Annotated in this window: 16 protein-coding genes; 7 read left to right on the top strand and 9 right to left on the bottom strand. The window is 73.4% G+C overall.

Annotated features, from left to right (window positions below; genetic code table 11):
* Positions 1–4 precede the first annotated feature (4 nt).
* The gene (locus ACSNN8_RS07290) at positions 5–1,999 is read left to right on the top strand and encodes an arginase family protein (protein WP_436647783.1); all 1,995 of its coding nucleotides are present in this window, start codon (positions 5–7) and stop codon (positions 1,997–1,999) included.
* On the opposite strand, the gene ACSNN8_RS07285 is transcribed toward ACSNN8_RS07290, so the two are convergent.
* A complete protein-coding gene (locus ACSNN8_RS07285; RefSeq protein WP_436647781.1) occupies positions 1,996–3,924 on the bottom strand; it encodes a penicillin-binding transpeptidase domain-containing protein in 1,929 nt (642 codons plus the stop codon). The two genes, ACSNN8_RS07290 and ACSNN8_RS07285, sit on opposite strands and share 4 nt — an antisense overlap.
* A gap of 210 nt (positions 3,925–4,134) precedes the next feature.
* Between ACSNN8_RS07285 and ACSNN8_RS07280 the strand changes: the two genes are divergently transcribed.
* The gene (locus ACSNN8_RS07280) at positions 4,135–9,066 is read left to right on the top strand and encodes an NAD-glutamate dehydrogenase (RefSeq protein WP_436647780.1); all 4,932 of its coding nucleotides are present in this window, start codon (positions 4,135–4,137) and stop codon (positions 9,064–9,066) included.
* Positions 9,067–9,153: 87 nt separating this feature from the next.
* Complete coding sequence (locus ACSNN8_RS07275) at positions 9,154–11,310, top strand: heavy metal translocating P-type ATPase (protein ID WP_436647778.1); 2,157 nt, start codon at positions 9,154–9,156, stop codon at positions 11,308–11,310.
* A 291-nt stretch (positions 11,311–11,601) separates the two neighbouring features.
* On the opposite strand, the gene ACSNN8_RS07270 is transcribed toward ACSNN8_RS07275, so the two are convergent.
* From ACSNN8_RS07270 to ACSNN8_RS07255, 4 genes are all read right to left on the bottom strand, one after another.
* Complete coding sequence (locus tag ACSNN8_RS07270) at positions 11,602–12,336, bottom strand: TetR/AcrR family transcriptional regulator (protein ID WP_436647777.1); 735 nt, start codon at positions 12,334–12,336, stop codon at positions 11,602–11,604.
* A complete protein-coding gene (locus tag ACSNN8_RS07265) occupies positions 12,317–12,691 on the bottom strand; it encodes a thiol-disulfide oxidoreductase DCC family protein (protein WP_436647775.1) in 375 nt (124 codons plus the stop codon). The genes ACSNN8_RS07270 and ACSNN8_RS07265 overlap by 20 nt, the downstream gene beginning before the upstream one ends.
* 59 nt (positions 12,692–12,750) lie before the next feature.
* Entirely contained in the window at positions 12,751–13,173 is a 423-nt protein-coding gene (locus ACSNN8_RS07260) for a hypothetical protein (protein WP_436647773.1), read from the bottom strand.
* Between the two features lie 81 nt (positions 13,174–13,254).
* Entirely contained in the window at positions 13,255–14,706 is a 1,452-nt protein-coding gene (locus tag ACSNN8_RS07255; protein ID WP_436647772.1) for a glycoside hydrolase family 3 N-terminal domain-containing protein, read from the bottom strand.
* A 127-nt stretch (positions 14,707–14,833) separates the two neighbouring features.
* On the opposite strand from ACSNN8_RS07255, the gene ACSNN8_RS07250 reads away from it, so the two are divergent.
* From ACSNN8_RS07250 to ACSNN8_RS07240, 3 genes are read left to right on the top strand one after another with little or no spacing between them, the layout of a single operon-like run.
* Positions 14,834–16,024 (top strand): ROK family transcriptional regulator, encoded by a 1,191-nt coding sequence (locus ACSNN8_RS07250; protein WP_436647770.1) that lies wholly within the window; start codon positions 14,834–14,836, stop codon positions 16,022–16,024.
* Positions 15,996–16,874 carry an ABC transporter ATP-binding protein gene (locus ACSNN8_RS07245; RefSeq protein ID WP_436647768.1) on the top strand — a complete coding sequence of 293 codons (879 nt, stop codon included), beginning with the start codon at positions 15,996–15,998 and terminating at the stop codon, positions 16,872–16,874. The genes ACSNN8_RS07250 and ACSNN8_RS07245 overlap by 29 nt, the downstream gene beginning before the upstream one ends.
* A gap of 5 nt (positions 16,875–16,879) precedes the next feature.
* Positions 16,880–17,773 (top strand): ribokinase, encoded by an 894-nt coding sequence (locus ACSNN8_RS07240; RefSeq protein ID WP_436647766.1) that lies wholly within the window; start codon positions 16,880–16,882, stop codon positions 17,771–17,773.
* Positions 17,774–17,873: 100 nt separating this feature from the next.
* On the opposite strand, the gene ACSNN8_RS07235 is transcribed toward ACSNN8_RS07240, so the two are convergent.
* From ACSNN8_RS07235 to ACSNN8_RS07220, 4 genes are read right to left on the bottom strand one after another with little or no spacing between them, the layout of a single operon-like run.
* Positions 17,874–18,761 (bottom strand): methyl-accepting chemotaxis protein, encoded by an 888-nt coding sequence (locus tag ACSNN8_RS07235; protein WP_436647764.1) that lies wholly within the window; start codon positions 18,759–18,761, stop codon positions 17,874–17,876.
* A complete protein-coding gene (locus ACSNN8_RS07230) occupies positions 18,761–19,294 on the bottom strand; it encodes a PAS domain-containing protein (protein ID WP_436647762.1) in 534 nt (177 codons plus the stop codon). Before ACSNN8_RS07230 ends, ACSNN8_RS07235 begins: the two co-directional genes overlap by 1 nt.
* Before the next feature lie 60 nt (positions 19,295–19,354).
* Positions 19,355–19,717, bottom strand: a complete 363-nt coding sequence (locus ACSNN8_RS07225) for a DoxX family protein (protein WP_436647760.1) — start codon at positions 19,715–19,717, stop codon at positions 19,355–19,357.
* 10 nt (positions 19,718–19,727) lie between these two features.
* On the bottom strand, positions 19,728–20,189 hold the full coding sequence (locus ACSNN8_RS07220) for a DUF6232 family protein (RefSeq protein ID WP_436647759.1): 462 nt from the start codon (positions 20,187–20,189) through the stop codon (positions 19,728–19,730).
* Between the two features lie 55 nt (positions 20,190–20,244).
* Here ACSNN8_RS07220 and ACSNN8_RS07215 point away from each other — a divergent pair, with 55 nt between their 5' ends.
* Positions 20,245–21,018 carry an enoyl-CoA hydratase/isomerase family protein gene (locus tag ACSNN8_RS07215; protein ID WP_436647757.1) on the top strand — a complete coding sequence of 258 codons (774 nt, stop codon included), beginning with the start codon at positions 20,245–20,247 and terminating at the stop codon, positions 21,016–21,018.
* The last annotated feature ends 35 nt before the right edge of the window (positions 21,019–21,053 follow it).

Below are 21,053 nucleotides of genomic sequence, written 5' to 3'. Positions count from 1 at the left end.
CTCCGTGCGCCGCATCGCCGTCCTCGACGCACCGTCCAACCTCGGTCTGCGGCCGCCGACCGCGACGTCGGTGCCGGGCTGTGCCAAGGCGCCCGGAGCGCTGCGCGACCACGGGCTGATCACCAAGCTGAACGCCCGCGACGCCGGCTGCCTGACCCCGCCGCGTTACGACGCCGGGGACTGGCGGCCCGGCGACGGGGTGGCGCACGCGGCGCAGATCGCGGCCTACTCGCGGGCGCTCGCCGACCGGATCGGCGCGATCCTCGACGCCGGCGAGTTCCCGGTCGTGCTCGGCGGCGACTGCTCGATCCTGCTCGGCTCGGGCCTGGCCATGCACCGCCTCGGCGACGCGGTCGGCGGGCGCATCGGCCTGATCTTCGTGGACGGTCACTCCGACTTCCGGCACCCCGGCAACGCCTCCTATGTGGGCGCCGCCGCGGGCGAGGACCTGGCGCTGGTCACCGGCCGCGGCCAGGCCGACCTGGCGGCGATCGAGGGCCGCCGCCCGTACTTCCGCGACGTCGACGTCGTCGTGATGGGCATCCGCGCCCAGGACGAGTACCGCCTCGACCTGCAGGCCGCCGGCATCGTGACCCGCCCGGTGCCCGCGCTGCGCGCCGAGGGCGCCGCGCGTAGCGCCCAGTGGGCCCGCGAGCAGCTGGTGGACTGCGCCGGCTACTGGGTGCACATGGACGTCGACGTGCTCGACCCCGCGGTGATGCCGGCCGTCGACGCGCCGTCGCCGGGCGGGATCGCGTTCCCGGAGCTGGAGCTGCTGCTCGCCGGGCTGGTCGAGTCGCCGCACTGCCTGGGCGTCGAGATCACCGTCTTCGACCCCGACTACGACACCGACGGCTCCTACGCCGCCGAGATCGTCACCGCGGTCACGGCCGGCCTGGCCGCCGCCCACACCGTGACCCCGCGGCCCGACCTGATCGCCGCCCGCGCCGACCTCAACCGCCCCGACCGCGTGACCCCCGCGGCCGCAGCCGCAGCCCACCGCGCCGCCCCGGCGGAGGAGGCCGACGCTCGCCTTGCCGAGCCGGTCGTTGCCGAGGAGCGTCCCCGGCTGGGCGGCTTCGACCGCTCCGACCTCACGGCGGGCTTCGGTCGCCCGGAGCGTCCCGCGGGCCTGAACCGCGCCCGGCTGTCCGGGTCGAATCGTTCCGATCTTGCGACCGGTGCGGACGACCCGCAGGCACCGGCCTCCGGCCAGAGGCCCGAGGCAAGCGACGACTCGAATCGGCCCGGGGTGCGCGCCGGCTTGGGTTGGCCCGATGTGAGTGGTGGCTTGGGCCGGCCCGAGGTGAGCGGTGGCTTGCGGCCGGAGGCGAGCAGCGGCCGGGATCGGCTCGGAGCGCGCGCCGGCTTGGGCTGGCCCGACGCCGGCGGTGGTCTGAGGCCTGCCGGTGGGCTGAACCGGGGCGAGTTGCCTGCTGACCGGGAAAGCCCGGAGGCGCCCTCTGCCGCGGAGGCGTCTTCCTCCGCAGGCGACTCGTATGACGAGGAGCGGGAGCGGCAGCAGCGGCGGGCTGCGGCGGCGGCCGACAGCGTGGCGCTCGCGGCGGCGGGCATGTCGGAGGGTCCGGCGGGCTCGTCGGGGGAGGTGGCTGTTCCGGCCTCGACCCTGCTCGGGGTGGAGGAAGCCGACGAGGTCCCGGCCGTGCAGGGCGGCGACGCGGGCGACGAGCAGGTGGACGGCGATGCCGCGCGCGGTGACGAGTGGGCCGACGAGGACGGCGGCGCGGCGGAGCCGATGGATCACTGGGGTGAGGGCACGGCCGAGCCGGCGACCGAGGGGGACGACGAGGAGCGGTCGGCGCGGATGGTGCCCCGGCCGCTCGGGTCGGCGCCCCTGCTCGACTCGGAGCCGCTGCCCGCGACCCGGCCCGGGATGCTGCGGCCGCGGACGGCCGCCGAGGAGCCGGAGCCGTTCTCGCTGCCGGTGCAGCGTCCGGCGTTCGAGCTGGACTCCGAGACGGCGGCCGACGTCAACTAGCCCTTCGCGAGCCCCCGCAGGAAGCGCTCGACCACGGGCACCGCGGCCTCCGAGCCGGCGCCGCCCTTCTCCACCATGGCGGCGAAGGCCACGTCGCCCTGGTATCCGATGAACCACGAGTGGGTGTCCTCGGTGGCCTCGCTGAACTCGGCGGTGCCCGTCTTGCCGAACACCGGGCCGCCGGGGACGTCCTTGAGCGCGGTGCCGGTGCCGGCCGTGACGACCTCGCGCATCATCTTGCGCAGCGCGGTCACGGCGGCCTGGTCGAGCTGGGCGCCGTCCGCGGCGGGGGCGGCGGGCGCGGGGTCGAGCACCAGGCGGGGCTGCTTGAACTGGCCGCGGGCGATGGCGGCCGTCGCGCTGGCCATGGCGAGCGGGCTGACCGCGGTGGCGCCCTGGCCGAACGCGGCGGCGGCCAGCTCGGTGGGGGTGTCGGCGGGGGAGAGCTTGCCGCTGAACGTCTCGACGCCGAGGTCCCACTTGCCGCCCAGGCCGAGCGCCTCGCCGGCCGAGCGCAGGCCGTCCGCGCCGAGCTTGGGGGCCAGGCCGACGAACGCGGTGTTGCACGACTTGGCGAAGTCGACGTGGAACGGCACCGACCCGAACGCCTCGCCGTGCGCGTTCTTGAACTGGCGTCCGGCCACGACGGCGACCTTGGGGCACGCCACCGTGGTGTCGGCGGTCACGGCCTTCTTCTGCAGCAGCCCGTACGCCGAGATCGCCTTGAACGTCGAGCCGGGCGCGACCTGACCGGTGAGGGCGGTGTCGACCGTGCCGCCGTCGGGTCCGTTCGCCACGGCGAGCACCGAGCCGTCGCTGACCTTGATCGCGACGAGCGAGCTGGGCTGTTTCTGCGGCGCCAGCGCAGCGTCCGCCGCGGTCTGGGTCCGTACGTCCAGGGTGGTCTTGACGGGCTTGCCGGGCGCGGGCTTGGCGTTGAACACCTCGGTGCCCTCGGCGTCCGGGTCCTCGGTGGAGCGGGCGAGCACGACCGAGACGCCGGGCGTGCCGCGCAGCGCGGTGTCGTACCGCTGCTGGAGCCCGCCGTGGCCGACGCGGTCGCCTTGGACCACTCCCTGCAGCTTCTCGATGTCCTCGGCGGTCGCCTCGTCGACGGTGCCGAGCAGCGCGCGGGCGAAGACGCGGGTGGGCGCGAGCGGGCGCTCCTCGGACAGGAAGACGGCGCCGTCGAGGGCCTCGAGATCGGCGCGGACCTTTTGGAAGTCGGGCTCGCGCAGGGTGATCAGCTGGAGGAACGCGACCGGCTCGGCGTTCTTGACGCGGTCGGCCAGGTTGGACGTGTCGACCGTGACGCCGACCTTCTGGAACGCGGCGGCCAGGCCGGTGCGCAGCTTCGCGAGGTCGGTGACCTTCTGCGGCTCGACCCCGATGTTGAACACCTTGCGCGGCGTGACGATCGGCCGGCCGGCCCCGTCGAGGATGCTGGCCCGCTCGGCGCGCACCCGCTTGAGCTGCAGCTTGTCGCCGCCGGTCAGCTCGCTCTGCACGATGGCCGGCTCCCACACCACCTGCCAGCCGTCGCTGTTCTGCTTGGTCAGCCGAACGGTGCTGGTGTACGACCACTTGACGTCGCCGGGCAGGGTCCAGTCCAGCTTGACCGCGCTGCTCGCGTTGTCGCCCGTGGTCTTGGGTTCACCCTCAGCGGTGACCGTGAGCGGCTGCTTGGCGAGGTCGCCGGACACCGCCTTGATCTGGTTCAGCACCTCGGCCGACGCGATCTTGCCACCATCGGCGCCGACGAATCCGACCTTGCTCAGGTCGCCGCCGCGCCAGCCCGCGAGGAAGTCGTCGAGCGTGCCGTCGGGCCCGTCGCCGGAGCACCCCGCGAGGACGCCCGCCACCAGCGTCAACGTGGCAGCGGCCGCGAACGCGCGGCGCACGGACCGGTCAGGACCGCGGTGCATGGGAACCCCTTTCGGCGGGTATCGGCAACGAGCGTAGGCGACGGTAGTGAACGCATGCACGCCCCGCTGGCCCTCTCCCGGTGAGAAAGGTCAAACCGCGCAGACCGTGGACGGTTCGCACCGCGCCTGTCCTAGCGCCCCGTGCGGGGTTCTAGGCTGTGCTCGACACGTTCGAACCCACAGTGTCGTGGGTGAGGGGAGCGCCAGGCCATGGCTGTCGCCGACGAGGCAGCGACCGATACCGATGCTGACAACGACCTCATCGCCGGACCGGGGCTGGCCCTGACCGGCCGGCTCGGCGCCAGCGCCGAGGAGGGCGAGATCGACGAGACGCTCCCGAACGGGGAGCGGCTGATCGCCCAGGCCGTGGAGGTGGCCGGCGACGACCACGCCACCGCCTCCCTGGTGGGGCGTTACTGGCGGTTCGCGCCGGACGAGGAGCTCGTGGGGCTCACCCCGCAGGAGATGTACGACGCCGCGATCAGCCACCGCGAGCTGGCCGCGACGCGCCTGCCGGGCGAGCTCAAGCTGGCGATCACGCCGCCGGGCGGCTCGCAGTGCCACACCGTGCTGCAGATCGTCACCGACGACATGCCGTTCCTGGTCGACTCGGTGATCGCGCTGCTCTCCGCGCACCAGCAGCAGATCCACCTGCTGGTGCACCCGCTGATCGTGGTGCGCCGCGAGCCGCTGGGCGCGCTGGCCGAGCTCGCCGCCGACGTCGAGCCCGACGACGCGATCGAGGGCGACCTGGTCGAGAGCTGGATCCGCATCGAGATCGACCCGATCCGCGGCGCCGACGCGCGTGAGCAGCTGCTCAACGAGGTCAGCCGGGTGCTGACCGACGTGCGGGACGCCGTGGAGGACTGGCCGCGGATGCGCCAGCGGGCGGTGGTCATCGCCGACGAGCTCGCCACCGCGCGCGGCTCGGAGCGCAAGCTGCCCGTGCCCGACAAGGACGTCACCGACTCGATCGAGCTGCTCAAGTGGCTCGCCGACGACCACTTCACGTTCCTGGGCTACCGCGAGTACCAGCTCGACGGCGACGTGCTGACCGCCGTGCCCGGCTCGGGGCTGGGCATCCTGCGCGGCGACAGCAAGCCGCGCAAGCTGTCGTCGATGGCGGACGAGGCCTTCCAGCGCGCGCTCGAGAAGCGCCTGCTCGTGATCACCAAGGCCAACTCGCGGGCCACCGTGCACCGGTCGGCCTATCTGGACTACATCGGCGTCAAGGTGTTCAACGAGAGCGGCGAGGTGGTGGGCGAGCGCCGCTTCCTGGGCCTGTTCAGCTCGTCGGCCTACCGCACCAGCGTGCGCGAGCTGCCGGTGGTCCGGCGCAAGGTCCGCGAGGTGCTCGACCGCTCCGGGCTGTCGCCGCGCGGGCACTCCGGCAAGGACCTGCTGCAGATCCTCGAGACGTACCCCCGCGACGAGCTGTTCCAGATCAAGACCGACGACCTGTACGAGGCGGTCATCGGTGTGCTGCGCATGGCGGGCCGCCGGCAGCTGCGGCTGTTCCTGCGCCGCGACGGCTACGGCCGGTTCATCTCGTGCCTGATCTATCTGCCGCGCGACCGGTTCACGACCGGCAACCGGCTGCGCATGCAGGAGATCCTGCTGCGCGAGCTGAACGGCGTGGGCGTCGACTACACGACCCGGGTGACCGAGCGGATGCTGGCGCGCGTGCACTTCATCGTGCGCACCGACCCGGCCGACCCGCCGGGCCGCATCGAGCCGAACGCGCTGGCCGAGATGCTCGCCGACGCCACCCGCATGTGGGACGACGACTTCTCGCTCGTGCTGGAGCGCAAGCTGGGCGAGGAGGCGGCCCGCGACCTGTTCGCGCGCTACGCCACCGCGTACCCGGAGAGCTACAAGGACGGCCACACCCCGTACGAGGGCATGCAGGACCTGGCGAAGCTGGAGCTGCTCGAGGAGGCCGGGCAGCTCGAGATGCACCTCTACCGCAAGCGGCGGCTCGGGCGCACCGGAGAGGTGGAGCCCGACGACCACGACGTGCGGTTCAAGGTCTACCGGTACGGCGAGCCGATGCTGCTGTCGGCGGTGCTGCCGGTGCTGCACTCGCTCGGCGTCCAGGTGGTCGACGAGCGGCCGTACGAGATCCGGCGCACCGACGGCACGGTCTACCTCTACGACTTCGGGCTGCGGCCGCCGGAGGGCCACCGCGAGCTCGCCGAGGTGCGCCCGCAGGTGGAGAACGCGTTCGCGGCGGCCTGGCGCGGCGAGGCCGAGGTGGACGGGTTCAACGAGCTCGTGCTGCGTGCCGGGCTCACCTGGCGCCAGGTGGTGGTCCTCCGGGCGTACGCGAAATATCAGCGGCAGGCCGGCAGCGTGTTCTCGCAGCGGTACCTCGAATCGACGTTCATCGCGTACCCGGAGATCGCGCGGCTGCTCGTGCGGCTGTTCGAGACGCGCTTCTCGCCCCGGCTCGAGGCGGGCGAGGCCCAGCGTGCGCGGCTCGCCGGGGAACTGGTCGAGCAGATCACCGCGCTGCTCGACGACGTGGACAGCCTCGACCAGGACAGGATCCTGCGGTCCTACCTGACGCTGATCCAGGCCACCCTGCGGACGAGCTTCTTCCAGCGCGGACCCGACGGGCGGCCCAAGTCGTACGTCGCCTTCAAGCTCGACCCGCAGGCGATCCCCGACCTGCCGCAGCCGCGGCCCAAGTTCGAGATCTTCGTGTACTCGCCGCGGTTCGAGGGCGTGCACCTGCGGTTCGGCGCCGTCGCGCGCGGCGGTCTGCGCTGGTCGGACCGGCGCGAGGACTTCCGCACCGAGGTGCTGGGCCTGGTCAAGGCGCAGATGGTCAAGAACGCGGTGATCGTGCCGGTGGGCGCCAAGGGCGGCTTCGTGCTCAAGCAGAAGCCGGGCGACCGCGACGAGGCGGTGGAGTGCTACAAGCGCTTCATCACCGCGCTGCTCGACGTCACCGACAACATCCTCAGCGGCAAGATCGTGCCGCCCAGCGACGTGGTGCGCCACGACGGCGACGACCCCTACCTGGTGGTCGCGGCCGACAAGGGCACGGCGACGTTCAGCGACCTCGCCAACGAGATCTCGGTGGCGAAGGACTTCTGGCTGGGCGACGCGTTCGCCAGCGGTGGCTCCGCGGGCTACGACCACAAGCGGATGGGCATCACCGCGCGCGGCGCGTGGGAGTCGGTCAAGAAGCACTTCCGCGACCTGGGCGTCGACACCCAGGCGCAGGACTTCACCGTGGTCGGAGTCGGCGACATGTCGGGCGACGTGTTCGGCAACGGCATGCTGCTCAGCGAGCACATCCGGCTGGTGGCCGCCTTCGACCACCGGCACATCTTCCTCGACCCCACGCCGGACGCCGCCCGGTCGTTCCAGGAGCGCAAGCGGCTGTTCGAGCTGCCGCGGTCCTCGTGGGACGACTACGACCGGTCGCTGATCTCGCCCGGTGGCGGGATCTTCCCGCGTACGGCGAAGTCGATCCCGGTGTCGGAGGAGGTGCGCGCGGCCCTGGACCTCGGGGACGCGACCGCGGTCAGCCCGGTGGAGCTGATGCGGGCGATCCTGCGCGCGCCGGTCGACCTGCTGTTCAACGGCGGCATCGGCACGTACGTGAAGGCCGCCACCGAGACGCACGCCGACGTGGGCGACAAGACCAACGACGCGATCCGCATCAACGGGGCGGACCTGCGCGTGCGGGTGGTGGGCGAGGGCGGCAACCTCGGGCTCACCCAGCGCGGGCGCATCGAGTTCGCGCTGGCCGGCGGGCGGGTGTTCACCGACTTCATCGACAACTCCGCGGGCGTCGACTGCTCCGACCACGAGGTCAACATCAAGATCCTGCTGGGCGGGGCGGTCACCGACGGGGAGATGACGCTGCCCGAGCGCGACGAGCTGCTCGCCGCGATGACCGACGAGGTCGCGGCGCTCGTGCTGCGCGACAACTACGAGCAGGCCACGGCGCTGGGCCACGCCCGGGCGCAGGCGCACTCGCTGCTGCCGGTGCACCGGCGGATGCTCAACGAGCTCGAGGCGAGCGGGCAGCTCAACCGCGAGCTCGAGGCGCTGCCCACGGATGCGGAGCTGGCCGCGCGGTACGACGCCGGGCAGGGGCTCACCGCTCCTGAGTTCGCCGTCCTGCTGGCGTACGTCAAGATCAGCCTTGAGCGCGAGGTGCTCGCCGACGAGATCGTGGACGAGGCGTGGACCCACCAGGTGCTGGCGCGCTACTTCCCGACCCCGCTGCGCGACCGGTGCGCGGGCCGCATGTCCGGCCACCGGCTGCGCCGCGAGATCATCACGACGGCGCTGGTCAACGAGGTGGTCAACCGCGGCGGCACGTCGTTCGTGTTCCGCGCCATGGAGGAGAGCGGCGCCTCGGCGGCCGACGTCATCCGGGCGTACACGGTGATCCGTGACGCCTACGGGCTGTCCGCCATCTGGGCCGACGCCGAGGCCCTGGACAACCGGGTGCCGACCGAGGCGCAGACGCTGGTGTTCCTGGAATCGCGGCGGCTGCTCGACCGGGCGGTGCGGTGGCTGGTGAGCACCCGCCGCTCGCCGATCGACGTGGCCGGCGAGATCGCCAAGCTGGGCACCGGAGTGCAGGCGCTGCTGCCGCAGATGCCGTCGGTGCTGCGCGGCCTCGAGCGCCGGTCGATGGACGAGCACATCGCCACGCTGGTCGACAAGGGCGTGCCGATGGACCTGGCCGAGCGGGTGACGTGGTGCAACTACGGCTTCGGCCTGCTCGACATCCTCGAGACCGGCGCGGCCACCGGCAAGCCCACCGACGAGGTGGCGCCGGTCTACTTCGCGCTGTCCGAGCGCTTCCACATCGACCAGCTGCTGTCGCACATCTCCCGCCTGCCGCGCGGGGACAGGTGGCAGACGCTGGCCCGCATGGCGCTGCGCTACGACCTGTACGCCGCGCTGGCGGCGCTGACCGCCGAGGTGCTCCAGTCGACCCCGGCGGGCGCGACGGCCGACGAGCGGGTCTCGGAGTGGGAACGGGTGAACGCCGCGTCGATCGCCCGGGCCTCCAACGCCATGGGCGACGTGGCCGACACCCCGGCCGAGCTGGCCGCGCTGTCGGTGCTGCTCCGCCAGATCCGCACCCTGGTCAAGACCTCGGCGGCCTGACGACGACGGAGCCGGGTCGCCCTCCAGGCGGCCCGGCTTCTTCATGCCCGAGGTGGCGGGTACCCCCAAGGGGTATAGGGTAGGGGCATGGAGCGGGTGATCGAGCTTGAGATCGGCGGGATGACGTGCGCGGCGTGCGCGAACCGCATCGAGAAGAAGCTGAACCGGATGGACGGCGTCACCGCGACCGTGAACTACGCGACCGAGAAGGCGCGCGCCACCGTGCCCGCCGCGCTCAGCGCCGCCGACCTCATCGCCGTGGTGGAGAAGACGGGGTACACCGCCGCAGAGCCGGCGCCCGAGCCGCCCCCGGCCGAGCCCGCCCGCGACGCGCTGCGCGACCGGCTGCTGATCTCGATCGTGCTCAGCGTTCCGGTGGTCGTGCTCGCGATGGTGCCGGCCTGGCAGTTCGACTACTGGCAGTGGCTGTCGCTGACGCTCGCGGCGCCGGTCGTGGTCTACGGCGGGTGGCCGTTCCACCGGTCGGCGTACGTCAACCTGCGCCACGGCGCCGCCACCATGGACACGCTCGTCTCGATGGGCACGCTCGCGGCCTTCGGCTGGTCGCTGTGGGCGCTGTTCCTCGGCGACGCGGGGATGCCCGGCATGACGCACCCGTTCTCGCTCACGGCCCGCGAGGGCGACGCGATCTACCTCGAGGCGGCCGCGGGAGTGACGACGTTCCTGCTGGCCGGCCGCTATCTGGAGGCGCGCGCCAAGCGGCACGCCGGTGACGCGCTGCGCGCGCTGCTCTCGCTGGGCGCGAAGAACGTCACGGTCCTCGAGGACGGCGCCGAACGGGTCATCGCCGCCGCCGACCTCACGCCGGGCGCGCTGTTCCTCGTGCGGCCGGGGGAGAAGGTGGCGACCGACGGCGAGGTGGTGGAGGGTTCCTCGGCGCTGGACGTCAGCCTGCTCACCGGCGAGTCCGTGCCGGTGGAGGTGCGGCCGGGCGACCCGGTGACCGGAGCGACGATCAACGCGGGCGGCCGGCTCGTCGTGCGGGCCACCCGGGTCGGCGCGGACACCCAGCTGGCGCAGATGGCGCGCCTGGTCGAGGAGGCGCAGACGGGCAAGGCCGCCGTCCAGCGGCTCGCCGACCGCATCTCGGGCGTGTTCGTGCCCGTCGTGATCGCGCTGGCCGTCGGGACGCTCGGCTTCTGGCTCGGGACCGGGCGCGGGCCCGCCGCAGCCTTCACCGCGGCGGTGGCCGTGCTGATCATCGCCTGCCCGTGCGCGCTGGGGCTGGCCACGCCCACCGCGCTGCTGGTGGGAACCGGGCGCGGGGCGCAGCTGGGCATCCTCATCCGCGGGGTGGAGGCGCTCGAGTCCACCCGCCGGGTCGACACGATCGTCCTGGACAAGACCGGCACGGTGACGACCGGGCGGATGGCCGTGACGGAGGTCGTCCCCGGTGGTCCCGGGCTGTCCGACGCGCAGCTGCTGCGATGGGCGGGCGCGGTCGAGGCGGCCTCGGAGCACCCGATCGGCCGGGCGATCGCCGACGCGGCCCGGGAGCGGGGAGCGCTGCCGCCGGTCGCGGACTTCCGCGCCACGGCCGGGGTCGGCGTGCGGGGCCGGTTGGAGGGCGCTGAAGTCGCCGTGGCGGCCGGCGCGCCGCCGCGGGCGCCCGCGGCGGCGGCCACCTGGGTGGAGGTCACGGTCGACGGCGAGGCGGCGGGCTGGATCGCGCTGGCCGACACGGTGCGGCCGACCAGCGCTGCGGCGGTGCGGGCGCTGCGGCGGCTCGGTCTCACGCCGATGCTGGTCACCGGGGACGCGCCGGAGGTGGCCTCCGCGGTCGCGGCCGAGGTGGGGATCACCGAGGTGGCGGCGGGGGTGCTGCCGGCGGGCAAGGTCGACGTCGTCAAACAGCTGCAGGCCGTGGGGCGGTCGGTGGCGATGGTCGGCGACGGGGTGAACGACGCGGCCGCGCTGGCCCAGGCCGACCTCGGGCTGGCCATGGGCGCGGGCACCGACGTGGCGATCCAGGCGTCGGACCTCACGCTCGTACGGGGAGATCTGACCGCCGCCGTGGACGCCGTCCGGCTGTCGCGGCGCACGCTCGGGATCATCCGCGGGAACCTGTTCTGGGCCTTCGCCTACAACGTCGCGGGTCTGCCGCTGGCGGCCGCCGGCCTGCTCAACCCCATGATCGCGGGCGCGGCCATGGCGTTCAGTTCGGTGTTCGTCGTCGCGAACAGCCTGCGCCTGCGCCGCTTCCGGCCGGCCGGGACAGCGTGAGCCGGGTCGCGGCGGATTGCTCCCGAAATCCACTGCCGCGCCCGGCTCACCGTCTGCGCCGCGGAGGACTCGGACTGGTCCCGAAGCCCGAGCCGGTCCGCGACGTCCCCAGACCCACCTGCGGACATGACGCTACGTGCCGGCACGGGGACGCCGGAAGCACTGCGTGCGGGAAATAGCCGTTCGGGCACCGCGGATCGGGCGACAGATCCGGCTATCGACAGTCGGGCGGGCACAAACCTCCACGACCGATTACGTACGGTGAAGTTGACCATGCGATACGCAAAGTCATCAGTCGTCGTCCCGCCGCACCGTCTCGATCAGGGCCAGCACCTGGCGCAACGCGGGCCGCAGCACACGTAGCCGGGACAGCGAGACCAGCCGGTCGATCAGCGGCACGGCCCCGTCGATCAGCCGCCGGGTGCGCCGCTGGTCGGGCGAGTTGTCGTACACCCAGAAGAGGATCACGCCCATCCAGCCGAGCCAGAGCAGCTCGGGCAGCTCCTTGCGCAGCTCGGGGTCGAGCTTCGCGGTCGAGCCGTCCACCACCTCGCGGAAGATCGCGATGGCCGCCTCGCGCGCCGGCGACGACTCGCGGGAGAACGGGCTCAGCGGCGAGCTGGGCTCGGCCGCGGACTTGAAGAACGTCGCGGCGAACGAGTGGTAGGGCGCGTTGACGTCGATGCCCGCGTGCAGCACACCGCGCAGCCGCGGGGCGAGGTCCTTCTCCCGCGCCAGCACCTGCTCGGCGGCAGCGCGGTGGGCGGCCTGGTTGCGGTCGTAGAACCCCTGGATCAGGTGTTCCTTGGAGTCGAAGTAGTAGTACGCGTTCCCGACCGCGACGCCCGCCTCCTTGGCGATCGCCCGCATGGTCGTCTCGGCGTACCCCCGCTCGCGGAACAGCCGCAGCGCCGTCTCGAGGATCAGTTGCCGCGTCTGCTCGCCGCGCGCCCGGCGGGGCCGGTCCGCGGCCGGGCCGGCGACGGCGTCCTCGGCGGGATCCGGTTCAGCGGCAGCGGTCGTCACACCCGTCACCGTAGTCCGCCCCCACCCCGCGCGTACGCTCCCGGGCCGCCGACGCCGCCGCGATGAACCGCCGCGCCACCGGCAGCAACGCCGGCGAGCTGACCCGCTCCGCCATCCCGCGATAGTCGGCGAGCGCCCAGAGGCACGCCACCCACGCGCCGTCGCCGGCATAGATCGCCCCGTCGTCGCCGATCACGGTCACGTCCCGCAGCGTCGCCGCGTGGTCGAGCCCGGGGAACCGCTGCCGCGCCTGTTCGGACCCGGCGGGCACGAACTCCAGCCGGACCAGCTGGGCCCGCCCCTCGAGCCACCGGCGCGCCGCCCGGCAGATCGAGCACCCCGCGTCGTACAGCACCGTGAATCCCCCCGGAAGGGCCCGGCCGCCCCCTCGCCCGGCCGGGCCCACCTCGCCGGTCACGCCCGCGCGGGCGGCGGCGTCTGCGGGTGGATCGGCAGGCGCCCGACCGGCGGCAGCGGCGGCGCCACCTGCTGCTGGCGGAGGCGTCCGCGGCGGTAGCGGCCGAGGAAGAACACGTTGAGGAAGTGCAGGACGCCGAGCACGAGCAGCACGAGGCCGACCTTGCCCGACAGCGTCTCCAGGGCCTCGCTGGTGTCGGCGATGGTCTGCCCCGACCGCATGGTGACCGTCACGTAGCCGAGGTTGAGCAGGTAGAAGCCCATCACGAGCAGCTGGTTGACCGCCTTGGCGAGCCGCTCGTCGGCGAACACGTCGGCGAGGAACACCAGCCCGTTGCGCGACAGCGTCGTCGCCACCCAGACGGTCAGCCCGACGCTGACGAGCAGATAGACCAGGTACATCCACACCTTGGGGTCCATCGGGACCACCTTCCTTGAACACGTTCAACTGAGCTGCCCTCACTGTAGGGCAACTCGTTGAACGTGTTCAAGTCGGGAGGGTCAGTGTTCGGTCAGGCTCAGCGCCTCGGCGGCGGCGCGCCCGTTGGCCAGGCTGGCGCCCTGGGTGGTCATGAACGCGCGCGCCCCCGCCGGGCGCCACGACGACGGCCACCCCATCTCGACCACGCCGACCGCGTGGGTCGCGGCGAGCCGCTCGATCAGCTCGCGGGCGGCAGCGGTGCGGTGGACGTGGCGTCCCACCACCACGATCGGGCGGGAGCCGGCGCGGGCGGACAGCTCGGCGGCCGCGGCTGGGTCGGCGACGACCTCCACCTGCTCGACGCCGTCGAGGTGCGGCCCCAGGCCCCACGGCACGCGGCCCTCGGCGATGGAGTAGCCCGACACGAGCTGCACCACCAGCGGCGTGGTCAGGCCGTCCAGCGAGCCCTCGACCCGCACGGCTCGCCGGGCCGCGGTGACGGCCAGGCCGGCGTCGCGGACGGGCAGCGTACGGGGCTTGCGGGTCCACGAGGCCAGGGCCGTGTTGCGCGTGACCGCCTCGAGCAGCCGGTCGGACGACAGCCGCCCGTCGCCGACCGCCGCCACGATCTCGGCCACGACCGCCTCGACCAGCTCCGCGTCGACCCGGGCGCCGATGCACAGCAGGTCCGCGCCGGCGGCCAGGGCGCGCACGGCCGCCAGCGAGATGCTGCCGGCGTGGGCCGCGGCGCCGGCCATCTCGAGCGCGTCGGTGACGATGACGCCCTCGAAGCCGTACGTCTCCCGCAGCAGGCCCCGCAGCGCGGCGGAGCTGAAGGTGGCGGGGTCGTCGCCGGTCAGGAACGGCACGCGGATGTGCGCCGACATGACTGCCTGCGCCGAACCGGCCACCGCGGCGAACGGCGGCAGGTCGCGCGTCTCCAGCAGGCCGGCGGGGGCGTCGACGGTCGGCAGCGACAGGTGCGAGTCGGCGATCGTCGCGCCGTGGCCGGGGAAGTGCTTGGCGCAGGCCGCCACGCCCACCGACTGCAGCCCGTCGACCGCGGCCCGGGCGTGCCGCGCGACCAGCTGCGGGTCGGCGCCGAACGACCGGGTGCCGATGATCGGGTTGTCGTCGGCGGTGTTGACGTCCACGGTGGGCGCCAGGTCGAGGTTCACGCCGGCCGCGACCAGATCGGCGCCGATCGCGGCGTACACCGAGCGGGTGAGCTGCACGTCGTCGGCCACGCCGAGGGCCGCGTTGCCGGGGTACGGGCTGCCGGTGAGGTGGTCGAGCCGGGTGACGTCCCCGCCCTCCTCGTCGATCGCGATCAGCGCGTCCGGGCGGCCCTCGCGCAGGCGTGCGCTCAGCGCGGCGACCTGCGCGGGATCGGCGACGTTGGTGCCGAACAGGGTGTGGCCGGCCAGCCCCTCCCCCAGGAGGGTGACGGCCCAGTCCGGCGCGGTCCCGCCGGGAAAGGCCGCCAGCAGGGTGCCGAGCGCGAGCCGGCGGAGTCCGGAGTCGATCGTCATGGTGTCCTTCCGGTGACGCAAGTCTGGTCTGCACACCCCGCGAGCTGCCATGATCGCTCGGTGTCGGGCACCCGTCGGGTGCCGCACATCCAATAGGAAACAATCCTAAATACTAGGGGATCCTGTCATGGCCTCCACCCGCCTTCCGGGCACGCCTCGGCTGCTGCGCGCGCTCAACGACCGCGCGGCGCTGGAACTGCTGCTCAACCGCGGTCCGCTCACCCGGGCTCAGCTCGGCGAGATGACCGGGCTGAGCAAGGTCACCGCGTCGCAGCTGGTGGAGCGCCTCGAGCAGCGGGGTCTCGTACGCCGGGTCGGCGAGCAGGCCGGCGGCCGGGGTCCCAATGCCCAGTTGTACGCGGTGACGCCGAGCAGCGCCCACGTGATCGGTGTCGAGGTCGGCCCCGATCGGGTGGTCGCCGCGTGCGCCGACATCACCGGCGAGATCATCGGCCGGGTGGAGCAGTCCACCAAGGACACCGACGACCCGGTCGGCGTGGTGCACAACGCCGTGGTGCAGGCCGCCACCGAGGCGGGCGCCGACATGTCCTCCGTACGGCGTGTCGTGCTCGGCACCCCCGGCCTGGTCGATCCGGAGAGCGGCGAGATCTCGTTCGCCTGGGACCTGCCCCGCTGGCACCGCGGCCTGCTCGACGACCTGCGCCGCGACCTGCACACCCCGGTCGTGTTCGGCAACGACGTCAACATGGCCGCGATCGCCGAGATGAGCGCCGGCGCCGCCACCGGCGTCCGCGACTTCGTGCTCATCTGGATCGGCCGCGGCGTCGGCCTGGCCAGCGTCATCGACGGCCGCCTGCACCAGGGCAGCACGGGCGCGGCGGGCGAGATCGGCTACCTGCCGGTGGCCGGCGCCGACGTGCCGCGGCACTCGGGACGCAAGGCGACCAAGGGCGGCGTGCGCGGCGCCTTCCAGAGCGTCGCGGGCGCGGACGCGGTCAAGGCGATCGGCAAGAAGTACGGCTTCCGCGGCGCCGAGGCGGCCGACGTGGTGCACGACGCCGTCGCGGCGGGCCCGGCCGGCGAGCCCGTGCTCGACGAGCTGGCCGGCCGGCTGGCGCTGGGCGTGGCCGCCACCTGCGTGGTGCTCGACCCGCCGCTGGTCGTGCTGGCCGGCGAGGTGTCGCAGGCGGGCGGGCCACGGCTGGCGGCACGCGTCGAGCAGGAGGTGGCCGCGATCACGCTGGTCAATCCCAAGGTGGTCATCACCGGTGTGGAGTCCGAGCCGGTGCTGCACGGCGCGCTGCACACCGCGCTGGCGGCCGTACGCGATGAGGTGTTCGGGTCGACCACCGCCTGAGAAGCGCACCGCTGCGTGGTTGGATGGACGGGTGCAAGAGCCTGCCGTGGTGACGTCCCCGCCCGACGAAGACACCGTGATCGCGTTCGACCGGGTCAGCGTGATCCGCTCCGGGAGCTTCCTGGTCCGCGGCCTGTCGTGGCAGGTCGAGCTCGACGAGCGCTGGGTGATCCTGGGCCCCAACGGCGCCGGCAAGACCACGCTGCTCAACCTGGCGTCCGGCCGCCTGCACCCGTCGCGCGGCACGGCGTGGGTGCTCGGTGAGCGCCTCGGCCGCACCGACGTCAACGAGCTGCGCACCCGCATCGGGCTGGCCACCGGCCAGTTCGGCGAGCGGGTGCCGCCCGGCGAGCGCGTGCTCGACGTGGTGGTGACCGCGGCCTGGTCGGTCGTGGGCCGCTGGCGCGAGCAGTACGACCCGCAGGACGAGGCCCGCGCGCGGCAGCTGCTCCAGCAGCTCGGCATGGGCCCGCTGGCCGAGCGCGAGTTCGGCACGCTGTCCGAGGGCGAGCGCAAGCGCACGCTGATCGCCCGGGCGCTGATGACCGACCCCGAGCTCATGCTGCTCGACGAGCCCGGCGCGGGGCTCGACCTGGGCGGCCGCGAGGACCTCATCGCCCGGCTCACCGAGCTGGCCCTCGACCCCGACTCGCCCGCCATGGTGCTGGTCACCCACCACGTCGAGGAGATCCCGCCCGGCTTCACCCACGGTCTGCTGCTGCGCGAGGGCACGATCGTGGCGGCGGGCCTGCTCGGCGAGGTGATGACCGCCGACAACCTGACCAAGACGTTCGGGCTGCCGCTGGTCGTCGACCGGTTCGGCGACCGCTACGCGGCCCGGGCGGCGTGACCGGCATGGCCCCGCGGATCGTGGTCGCCGGCAGCGCCAACATGGACCTGGTCGGGCTGGCCGAACGCCTGCCCCGGCCGGGCGAGACGGTGCTCGGCGACGACTTCGTGATGATGCCCGGCGGCAAGGGCGCCAACCAGGCGATCGCCGCGGCCCGCGCCGGCGGCCGGACCGTGTTCCTCGGCTCGATCGGCTCGGACGCGTTCGGGGTCAACCTGAACGCCCGGCTCACCGGCGCCGGCGTCGACACGCTGCTCGTCCGCACCACGTACGGCGCCTCGGGCGTCGCGGTCATCATGGTCGACCGCGCGGGGGAGAACTCAATCCTCGTCGCGCCCGGCGCCAACAACACCTTCGTGGGGCTGACCCCGGCCGAGCAGGCCGCGATCGCCGCCGGCGACGTGCTGCTCTGCCAGCAGGAGATCCCGGTCGACACGGTCGTCGCGGCGGCCCGCGCGGCCCGCGACGGCGGCACCCGCGTGGTCCTCAACGCGGCGCCCGCCCGCGAGCTGCCGCCCGAGCTGCTGGCGAACGTCGACCTGCTCGTGGTCAACGAGGTCGAGGCGCTGGCCGTCACCGGCGGCGACACCATCGACGTGCCGCGGCTGCTCGAGCTGGTGCCCCGGGTGGTGCTGACGCTGGGCGGCAGCGGCTCCCGCTACGCCGACCGCGAAGGCCGCGACGAGACCGTGCCCGCGTTCCGCGTCGAGGTCACCGACACCACCGCGGCCGGCGACGCCTTCACCGGCGCGCTGGCTGTCGCCTGGGGCGAGGGCCGCGACCTGGTCGAGGCCGTGCACTGGGCCAACGCCGCCGGCGCCGCCTGCGTCCGCCGCGTGGGCGCCTCGAACGCACTCCCCACCCGAGCCGAGATCGACGAGGTTTTCCACACGCGCTGAGCTGTTGCTTATCTCACCTGTGGACAGCCTGATTTGTTCCCACCCCGCGGCGTAGTTTCCGGCCAGCCCCCTGGGTGGGCGGGGTGGGCAGAGTGGGAAATCAGCTCTGGCGGGCGGTGCTGACGAAGCGGCTCACCTCGGAGCGCAGCACCTCGGCGAGCTGCGACAACCCGGCCGTGCCGTCCGCGGAGCCGCCGTCGACGGCGACGGCGATGCCGTTCACCAGGCCGCTCATCTCGCGGATGCTGGTGGTCACCGTCTCGAGCACGGCCACCGCGTCGGCCGCGACCTCCTGGACGGTGTTGACCTGGCCCATGATCTCGTCGCTGGACGCGCTGGTCTCGGCGGCCAGCGTCTTCACCTCGCCGGCCACCACGCTGAAGCCGCGCCCGGACTCGCCGGCCCGCGCGGCCTCGATGGTGGCGTTCAGCGCGAGCAGCCGGGTCTGCTTGGCCACCTGGTTGATCAGGTCCACCGCCGTACGGATCTGCTCGGAGGCGCTCCGCAGCGAGGTGACGGTGGCCAGCCCGCGTTCCGCCTCGGAGACGGCCTCGCGGGCGAAGCCGGCCAGGCTGCTGGTCGACGCGCCCATCTCGGTCGCGGCGGTGGCCACCTGCTCGGAGACGGTGAGCACGGCGGACTCGAGCTCGTCGGCGAGCGCGACACGGGCGCGGGCGGCCTCGGCGACCCGGTCGGCGGTGCGGCTCATCGCGGCGACCGACGCGGAGATCTGCTCGGCCGCCAACCGGAACGTGCCGGACAGCCCGCGGGTGAGGATGCGGCGGTGGAAGCGTCCCGTGGCGGCCGCGGCCGAGGCGGCGCCGGCCTCGCGGACGAAGGCGTCGCTCATGTCGAGCAGGTTGTTCAGCGCGGTGCGCGCGGCCACCGCCTCGGGGGAGTCGCCGATCGAGGGCAGCCGGGCCTCGAGGTCGCCGGCGGTGGCCCGGCGGCAGACGGCGGTGATCGCGGCGAGGGCGTCGTCGGCCATCAGCGCGCCCCGTTGGTCAGGGTCCAGACGAACTCGTCGTACGTGCGCTCGCCGAGCTCGGCCTGCAGCGTCCGCCACCCGGCCTCGACCGCGGCCGGCTTGGACGTCTGCCGCTGCTCGGCCGCCCGGATGCGCTCGTAGAGCCGCCGGATCTCGGACACCGCCGAGGGCTCCGGCAGCCGCCGGTTGGAGTGGTAGCCGACCAGCCGCCCGTCGGCCGAGAACGACGGGGTCACGTGCGCGAACACCCAGTAGTGCGCGCCGTCGGCGGCGAGGTTCACGACGTACGCGAAGATCTCCTCGCGCTGTCCGAGGGTGTCCCAGAGCAGCTTGAAGACGGCCCGCGGCATGTCGGGATGCCGGATGATGTTGTGCGGCTGCCCGATCGCCTCGGCCTCGGTGAGCGCGGAGGTCCGCAGGAACACCTCGTTGGCGTAGGTGAGGATGCCCCGGGGATCGGTCTTCGTCACGATGATCTCGTCGGGGCCGAAGGTGCGCTCGACCCCGGTGGGACGCTGCTGGGTGGCTCGCATGGTAGGGAGATCGTCACCGACGACCCGCTGTTTCCGGGCAGATTTGCCGGAAGTCCGCCCTCAGGGTGCGACGCGGGCCACGCGGCGGGCCCACAGCACCAGCGGCACCTGCAGCGGCAGCCGTCCGTAGGCGATCGCCCGCCGGGCCGGGGAGGCGTTCCGCCAGTCCACGGCCATCTTGACGTTGGCGGGGAAGACGCCCGCGAACAGGGCCGCCGCGGCCAGGGCGCCGGCCCGGCGCGTCCGCGGGTGGGCGATCGCCGCTGCGACGGCGAGCTCGGCGGCGCCGCTCAGGTAGGTCCACGTGCGGGGGCGTCCCGGCAGCGAGCGCGGGACGATCGCGTCGAACGGGCCCGGCGTGGCGAAGTGCAGCACCCCGGCGGTGGCGAGCAGCGCGGTCAGCCCGGCGGCGTCCTTGTTCATCCCGCGAATGCTACCGGCGGGTAGCCGGTTCGAGCGCACGCTGCAGGGCGCGGTAGATCCGGCCGAACCGTGCCGCGTCGGGAGTGCTCAGCAGCAGCAGGTCCCCGTGCGGCGTACGGGCCCAGATCTCCCGCACCCGGCTGCCGCGGTCGTAGGAGCGGTCGACCCGCTCGAGCAGCACGTCGGCCAGCGGGGCGGTGGCCAGCCCGACCAGCACGCCGCCGCCGACCAGCGCGATGGTGGTGGCCGTGGATGCGTCGATGACCAGGGCCACGGCGATGCCGAGCAGGCCCACGACGAGCGGCACGAGGATGGCCAGGCCCACCGCTCCGCGGCCGGCGATCGTGCCCCACGAGCGGCGCCCGCGCGTGTGCCACACCTGGCGCAGCTCGTCCAGGCGCAGTTCGCGGCCGTGCATCCGGACGCCGGCGGAGCTGATCCACACGTCCGGATCCCGGTAGTACGTGGTCATCGTTTCCAACGTACCCGTCGTAGGCTGACCTGAACCGACACTCAGGGAGGCGTGCGTGGGCGAGTTCGTGACGCTGGAGACCACCGACGGCATCGGCACGATCCGGCTGGACCGGCCCCCGATGAACGCCCTCAACACCCGGCTGCAGGAGGAGCTGCGCGCGGCCGCGCACGCCGCGGCGGAGGACGAGCAGGTCAAGGCCGTCGTCGTGTTCGGCGGCGACAAGGTGTTCGCGGCGGGCGCCGACATCGCCGAGTTCACCGAGACCGGGTACGCCGAGATGGCCGTGCGGGCGGCGGCGCTGTCCGGCGCGTTCGACTCCGTGGCGCGGATCCCCAAGCCGGTCGTTGCCGCGATCACCGGGTACGCGCTGGGCGGCGGCTGCGAGCTGGCGCTGGCCTGCGACTGGCGGGTTGTCGCCGACGACGCCAAGCTGGGCCAGCCGGAGATCAAGCTGGGCATCATCCCGGGCGCCGGCGGCACCCAGCGGCTCGCCCGGCTGATCGGCCCGGCCCGCGCCAAAGATCTGATCTTTTCCGGTCGCATGGTCGACGCCGACGAGGCGCTGCGGATCGGGCTGGCCGATCGGGTCGCGCCCGCGGCCGAGGTCTACTCGACGGCCGTTGCGCTGGTCCGGCCGTACGTCACGGGTCCCTCACTGGCCCTGCGGGCCGCCAAGCTGGCGGTCGACGGCGGCCTCAACACCGACCTGGCCTCGGGGCTGGCCCTGGAGTCGCAGCTGTTCGCCGGTCTGTTCGCGACCGACGACCGGGTCGAGGGCACCACGGCGTTCATCGAAAAGCGTAAACCTACATTTACGGGGCGTTAGCCCTCGACCTCATCGATCGCTTGCCATACAGTCCG

This window comes from Actinoplanes sp. URMC 104 (genome assembly GCF_051386375.1).
Lineage (GTDB): Bacteria > Actinomycetota > Actinomycetes > Mycobacteriales > Micromonosporaceae > Actinoplanes.
The sequence above is the reverse complement of the archived record's forward strand: the minus strand, read 5'-3'. Positions and strand labels throughout refer to the sequence as shown.